Here is a 7415-nt window from a genome sequence, read left to right as displayed (position 1 = left end):
AATATTTAGGAAACAAGGCCACAAATAATACAAAAACACATCTAATCCGTTAAAAACTCATGAAGGACAATATCCATTTCCAGATTTTCTATTCGATTGATTATAATATATTCACCGTCACTGGTTGCACTCAACCCTAGCTCCACATTTACATCATATAGATAAAGCCCAACATCAGAAATAAACTCATTAGTCTGCTCTTTTATGTTGTAGTTAAACAATGATAATTGATGCCCTTGCCTCACCACATAATAAATACCACCTTTGTATATTGCAGGGCGATATAATTCTAACGAATAAGAAAGATGATGAAGCGGCACTTCTCCCTGTAATGCTTCATATAAATATACACCAATATCATTTATATATGAGTCAAAACTTTCATTTTTATTAATTAATGCCGTATAGGGTTGCTCTAGTTCAGGCAGAAGCGTATTACTCGCGCTAGCTATTTCATGTTTCCAAAACTGCGAACGCTTCTCTTCTATTGTTTTAAAATACAATGACTTTCCATCGTTTGACCAATATATATTCTGCAGAGTTTGATTTTCCTTAATCACCGAACGAGGGATTTTTGAAAAGGTATTGATTATAAATAGTGTATTAGACTCGCTCAGCATAGCTAAGTATTCACCATTAGGAGAAAAAAGCAGCAGCTTAGGTTTATCCTTTTTCAGTAAACTTGTTAAAAGATTAGGACTCGACTTAAAACGGTGCTTTAGCCATACTTCAACATGTGTGATTTGAGGGTCAGCATGTGGTGTCGTTGAGACATATGCCACCTGCATTCCATCACTTGAAATTGTGGCCTGCGTATCAATTCTTGAGTTTGAAGAAACGGCCGTAAACGTATCAGATGTGATAGAAAACTCATAGAGATTAACTTCGGCACTGCCCTCTGTATGCGCTATTAAGCCGGTTTCACTGTTAATGGCAATTTCAGATATTTCGCCATAAGGCTTATACAAGGTGCTGCTCTGCTGACCGGGTGAATGTAACTTTAACTCGCTACCAGCACTCAACCAACTTCCGTCAGTTAAGCCAAAATACGGCTCATCACCTACCTCAACTAGCCCTGTCTTCCTGATCTCACCGTCTTTACCAATAGTCCCTTGTACCCATTGCAAATCTTGCTTATAGATAATTTGGTCACCGCGGGACCGATAAGCCTCAGCTTGAGCAACGATCTCTTTTTTTGATAATGATAAATTATTAATATCGTCCATATATATATTATATTTCACTATCCCCTTTTCCCCTTGGCTCATCTCGTTTACAAAGAGCTGACCAGATTTATTTAATATCACTTTTTGAGGAACTTGTGCGCTATCACATTCTAATAATGATACATCCCGATTTAAACGCCACAATTCAATAGCATTGTGAACGGATAAACCTCTTACCTCACAACTAAATGGGCTATATCGATAATATAACAGCCATTTTCCATCTTCAGACCAATTCGGTGCTTGCTCACTATAACCTGATGATTTAATTGTATGAGAAGAGTTTGTTTGGAGATCGTGCACTACCAAATCATATTGACTTTGACCTGCTACAATTTGACTGTAAGCCAAAAAACGACCATTTGGAGAAAAACTTAAATAAGCTTCGGCCCCCGGAGAAGAAGTAATCCTAGAGATATATTTAATTTTTGGTGTAGATTTAAATATATTAAAATCAAACAAAGCGATAAAAGTAATAATAAAGCCAAGAAAGGCTCCCAAAACAAGCCAGTGAATTGGTATATTCTTTTGCGGAGAATTTGCCCTCTGAGCTAATGTTGGCGCATTTGCAACAATAGCAATACACTGATAACCAAGCCGAGGTACTGTTTTTATAAAGGTAGGCTCTTTAGATGTATCATTAAGCGTTTTCCTAATTTGTGCCACGAGTTGACTGACAGAGTTGTCACTAACCACAAGATTTGGCCATAGTTGATTAATTATCTCATCCCTGCTGACAGGTTCAGGAGATTTCTCAATTAACAACCTTATCAATGCAAGCTGTTTGTGCTCAAGTGGCCGCCATATTCCGTCCACTTTGACACTCATTTTTTGGGTATCTATCAAAACATCATTTAACAGAAAGCGTTCAAACTGCATTTACTGATCCAATCCAAAAAACGAGCCTAAGCTACATGGCCCTGCACATAACGACTATTCCATTATGATCATACTATGTTATGATGGGGACAAATTTTTTTACCTAAACGCAACTTTACAGCACTTTCTGTTGCACTTAAATAGAAATATAAAAGCAAAGTTTCCCGAACGTTAATTGAGAATAGGAGTAGGAAACAATGGTCATGAAACGTATTTGTCATTTGTTTCTTCCCCTTATGCTTTTATATATGCCCTTTGCCCACAGCAAAGCTGATCAAGAATCCCAAAGCCAACCGCACAGTCAAAAGCCCTCAGAGAGAGTTGAAAACGACCTGTCTCGAATAGAAATCCGCGCCTTCCATGACAGCGTTGTCAAATCATTGAATATAAAACGCTTTAGTGATCAAGTTTCAGACAGCATCAGTGCTCAAGAAATTGGTAAATTCCCAGACAAAAATGTTGCGGAAGCCTTACAAAGGATCACAGGTATTTCACTCTCAAGAGTACAAGGGGAAGGTGAACGGATCGGCGTCAGAGGAACAACGCCAGAACAAAATCGCACCTACCTAAATGGACAATACCTAGCTTCAGCAGACTGGTGGATATCGTCACTACCTAGTAGGGGCTTCAATTTCACCCTACTTCCAGCTGATATCGTATCGAGCCTCGAGGTTTATAAAACACCAAAAGCAAATCAAGATGAAGGCTCGCTAGGTGGTGCCATAAATATTAAAACCCTGGACCCTCTTTTTTCAGATCCTGGCGTGTTATCTGTCACATCACAACTCCAATACAATGATTTATCACAGCAGTACGACCCGCAACTCTCAGCCGTATATAGCTGGATCAATGAACAACGTGATTTTGCTTTACTCTTTACGGTAAATCATCATAGCAGAAGTTTGCGTAGGGACGGACTGGAATCTTGGGGGTGGCATGAAAGAAGTTACAACCTAGACGATGCTGGCCAGTTAGTGTCAAATACTCAAGCGAACCAACAAAGCGACTTACAAAATATATGGTCACCGGGTGGCGGAGGCTCAGCCGTTTTCCAACAGGACAGAGCACTCAGTAGTTTTACCACCAGTGCCACCTATCACATCGATGAACTTTGGACTTTGAGAGGCCACCTTCTACACTCTGAACTCAATGCTGATAACTCGAACCAAAATTTTTTATGGCAACCAGGAAAGGCATTAGATGCAGGTAGCACGATAAGCAATTACCAAATCATAGATAATACCCTTGCTCATGCGTCTCTTACACCCGCGCAAAGCCAACCATTTAATACCAGCATGGAAGCAATTTGGCGAAAAGCGCAAATACAAACCCAAAGTATCCACCTCGATTTGCTCTATACTGGCCCATGGTGGCAGGCTCAATATCAAGTGGGCTATACCCATGGCAGTGGCGGAACAAGTGAAGATAATACGGCTCAATTTGCTGCAAACACCCATTACAGCTTTGATACTAGAGAAAATAAGAATATTAAAACTCAGTATGACGTATCGCCGCTGGCCCCACTAAAATGGTTTATCAGTGAAGCGCGCAATGATAGTCAAGATGGTAACGATACTGGCTACTTTTTACAAAAAGACTTTACTAGGGATCTCTCATTTCAACATTTTCACACCTTGAAGTTTGGCGGCAAATACAAACGCCATAAGCGTGACTTTATTCGCATGCGTTCACAAAATGGTGGGCTTAATGGCTTGGCAGGCCAACTCAATACCACATTGGCTGATTATCCAAATGAGTTTATTAGTGGCTATTTAGACGGCATCGGAAGCCGCGATACTTTAAAAGCGTATAGCTTTGCTGATATCAATGCATTATCACGTGACTTCTCAACCTTAGACTTTGTTCAAACAGAAGAAAAAACCAGCCGTTTCACAATTGAAGAAGAAACTCTTGCTGGTTATGCCATGGTTGAGTTTGCTGGCGAAGGCTATAAAGCCAATTTGGGGCTAAGAGTTGTCTCTACTTGGCAAAAAGCAGGGGCATATGAGCGCACAGCTTCTTCACCAACAGACACTTATGACTGGCAATCTACATCAAAACACTACACCGACCTCTTACCTAGCCTTAATATTCAATTTGATTTAACTGAGCACCTTATTTCTCGATTTGCAGTTGCACGTGTTATGTCTCGAGCACAGTTTCACCACTTGATGCCCTCCACTAATTACAATGTTACTCAAGCGCAGGGCCAAGGCGGCAATCCGGAGCTTAATCCCTACAGAGCAACTCAATATGATTTTGGTTTAGAGTGGTATTTTACTGACTCAGCGCTGGCATCGATTGCAGTATTCAATAAAGATGTAGAGTCTTTTATTGAATTCAATCGAGCGCTTGAATTACATGAAGGAATTCTCATGTCCATTGATAGACCTATTAATGGTGCAGGAGGGGTGATCCGAGGGGTTGAGCTCAGTTACCAACAAGCAATTGCATATGGCTTTGGTGTCATTGCAAATTACACCTTTGTTGATGGAGACCGTAACACCCAACTAAACGGCAATTATGACTGGGTGCCAGGGACCTCTAAACACAGCACAAACCTCACAGCATATTATGAAAATAGTTCAGTCAGCTTTCGCCTCGCATATAACTACAGAACGCAATTTGCCACAGGCATTGGCGAAACAAAAATGGATGATTATGGACAGCTTGACGGCAGTGTTACATTCTCAATCAACGATGACTTAGACCTTATTCTTGAATTCTTAAACTTAAACAACGAGATCATATATACATTCGACCGCAATGAATACGCCCCAACTGCTATTTACCAAAATGGTCGCCGCTTCTACTTAGGGGCAAGGTATCGCTTCTCATCAAATTAATCCAAAAAGATCAATTAACTAACTACCTAATACGCCTTTTGATAACTCGGCTTTTGGACTGAGCGTCGCTTTAAGGTCAATTGCATATGTGTTTTTCTCATTCACCAATTATGCTTATTTATTCAAGTTAGTGATTGGTCGCATACCTCAGACGATTAATCGCAAACAGTGGTTTTCTTCAGGGCTCATCGTAAAATAGCGGGAATTTTTTTACCCGACGTTTTACGTCCCTCACAATCCTTTTTTCAAGGCTAGTAAAATGAAATTGATCAAATCCTCAATTGCACTGGCAGTTGGCTTGGTAAGCACAAGCGCACTCGCTGGCGCTCAATCTGACACCATTACCATAGAAGACATTCCAAAAATCCAAAGCGTAGTGAGTGCACAGGTCAGCCCTGATGGTGAATCTGTTGCATTCACACGTTCTGTACCTCGCGAATTGTACATAGATAAAAATGGTAAAAACTTTAACGAGCTGCACCTAGTTAATGATGAGGGTATTGAACGTCCTTTTATTACTGGTCAAGTCAATATCAAAAGCATCGCTTGGTCAGCCGATGGCCAGTTTATCTACTTCCTTACTAAGAAAAAAACGGATAAATTCACGACCCTTTACCGTATCGCCGTAAACGGTGGTGAAGCACAAAAAGTATTCGCATTAAAAGATACATCAATTTCTAAATATCGATTAAGCCCAGATGGCAAGCAAGTTGCGGTGTTAGCAATGCCAGCCAAAGATAGCTCAGAAAAAGAACTTAAAAAACTTGGCTTTATGGCTGAAGTGTATGAACTTGGTTTAAGAAATAAACAACTTCATATTATCGATTTACAGCCAAGTGAAAAAGCACTCACACCTGATGTCGTCCCAGTTCAAGGGTATGTAAGCGATATGAATTGGTCTGATGATGCCAGTAAATTACTGGTCAAAACTCAGCCAACCGCGCTCATTGACGACCAATATATGAAGTCACAATGGCATATTATGGATGCCAAAACAAAGCAGATCACTACGTCTTTCCAAACCGAAGGAAAGCTAGGTGAAGCGGAGTTTTCTCACGATGGCAAATACATTGCGATCTTAGGCGCAGAAGATAAGCATGACCCAGCTAAAGGCAGACTGTTCTTAGCCAATGCAAAGACTGGCGAAATCGAAGAGTGGATCCCGAACTTTATGGGCCATATTGGTGATTTTGAGTGGTCTAATCGTAAAAACACGCTTAATTTTGTGGGCCATGTTGGTGCAGAGAGTTTCGTAGGGCAAATTAAAGTTGGCTCGAAGAAATACAAAAAAGTCATCAAAGATGGCAAGCTTATCGCCGGAAAGCTATCAGTTTCAGACTCAGATAAGACCATAGCACTTACTGCAAACACAGCAAAGCACCCTAACGAAGTCTATATGCTACGCTCAAAGCGTACGACTCGCTTGTCAAACTCAAACTCTTGGCTTGATAACAAACGCTTTGCAAAGCAAGAAGCGTTGACATTTAAAGCCAGAGACGGGGTCGAAATCGGTGGTGTTCTTATTTATCCATTAGACTACCAAGAAGGTAAACGTTACCCATTGATCATGTCTGTTCACGGTGGTCCTGAGTCACACGATAAAAATGGCTGGCTGACAAGCTATTCAGATCCAGGTCAAATGGGGGCTGCACGTGGCTATGCGGTATTCTACCCTAACTACCGTGGCTCAACCGGAAAAGGCGTAGATTACTCGAAACTAGGCCAAGGTGATTACGCTGGAAAAGAGTTCGATGATTTAGTCGATATGAAAAAATACCTCGTTGACCTTGGACTTGTAGATACCAAGAAAGTGGGTATTACAGGTGGCTCATACGGTGGTTATGCTTCTGCTTGGGGCGCAACAAAATTAACAGAGCATTTTGCTGCAAGCGTCATGTTTGTGGGTGTGACTAACCAATTATCGAAATTTGGTACTACTGATATTTCAAATGAGATGTTTTTAGTGCACGCTCGCTCATACCCTTGGCAGAAGTGGCAATGGTATCTTGAGCGCAGTCCTATTTACTGGGCTGGTCAATCTAAAACACCATTGTTAATTATGCACGGTAAAGATGATCCTCGCGTACACCCTGCACAATCCATGGAACTGTATAGATATATGAAGGTACAAGGTAAAGATGTGCGTTTAGTCTATTATCCTGGAGAAGGTCATGGCAACCGCAAAGTCGCAGCGCAGTATGATTACAGCATTCGCCTGATGCGCTGGATGGATAACTACCTAATTCATGGCAACAAAGACATGCCAGATTACAAGATAGATCATGCCGCTAAACTAAAAGCAGCAAAAGAAGCGAATAAATAAGTCACTTCCATGTCAAAAAGAGTAAAACAAAGGATTTGCGTTTTACTCTTTTATTTTCACTCCTCAAAAATATGCTCGCCCTGAATTTATTGCCCAGTGTCTGACCTATGACCCCTTCCATGCGCTTCAAAGCACGAGATA

At 40.9% G+C, this 7415-nt stretch carries 3 protein-coding genes; 2 read left to right on the top strand and 1 reads right to left on the bottom strand.

All coding sequences use genetic code 11. From position 1 onward, the window contains the following. Positions 1-41 precede the first annotated feature (41 nt). A complete protein-coding gene (locus N477_RS19325; RefSeq protein WP_063362739.1) occupies positions 42-2105 on the bottom strand; it encodes a winged helix-turn-helix domain-containing protein in 2064 nt (687 codons plus the stop codon). A 203-nt stretch (positions 2106-2308) separates the two neighbouring features. Here N477_RS19325 and N477_RS19320 point away from each other — a divergent pair, with 203 nt between their 5' ends. Both N477_RS19320 and N477_RS19315 read left to right on the top strand, forming a co-directional pair. Beyond that, positions 2309-4951 (top strand): TonB-dependent receptor, encoded by a 2643-nt coding sequence (locus N477_RS19320; protein WP_231098126.1) that lies wholly within the window; start codon positions 2309-2311, stop codon positions 4949-4951. 259 nt (positions 4952-5210) lie between these two features. Next, entirely contained in the window at positions 5211-7274 is a 2064-nt protein-coding gene (locus N477_RS19315; RefSeq protein WP_081216516.1) for a S9 family peptidase, read from the top strand. Positions 7275-7415 lie beyond the last annotated feature (141 nt).

The sequence above is a fragment of the Pseudoalteromonas luteoviolacea H33-S genome, from assembly GCF_001625695.1.
Taxonomy (GTDB): Bacteria; Pseudomonadota; Gammaproteobacteria; order Enterobacterales; family Alteromonadaceae; genus Pseudoalteromonas; species Pseudoalteromonas luteoviolacea_B.
This window is presented reverse-complemented; position numbering and strand designations above follow the sequence as displayed.

What these genes read in the sequence shown, in the direction of transcription:
- N477_RS19325 (WP_063362739.1), bottom strand. Translation starts at nt 2,105, where the DNA reads ATGCAGTTTGAACGCTTTCTGTTAAATGATGTTTTGATAGATACCCAA.
- N477_RS19320 (WP_231098126.1), top strand. Translation starts at nt 2,309, where the DNA reads ATGAAACGTATTTGTCATTTGTTTCTTCCCCTTATGCTTTTATATATG.
- N477_RS19315 (WP_081216516.1), top strand. Translation starts at nt 5,211, where the DNA reads ATGAAATTGATCAAATCCTCAATTGCACTGGCAGTTGGCTTGGTAAGC.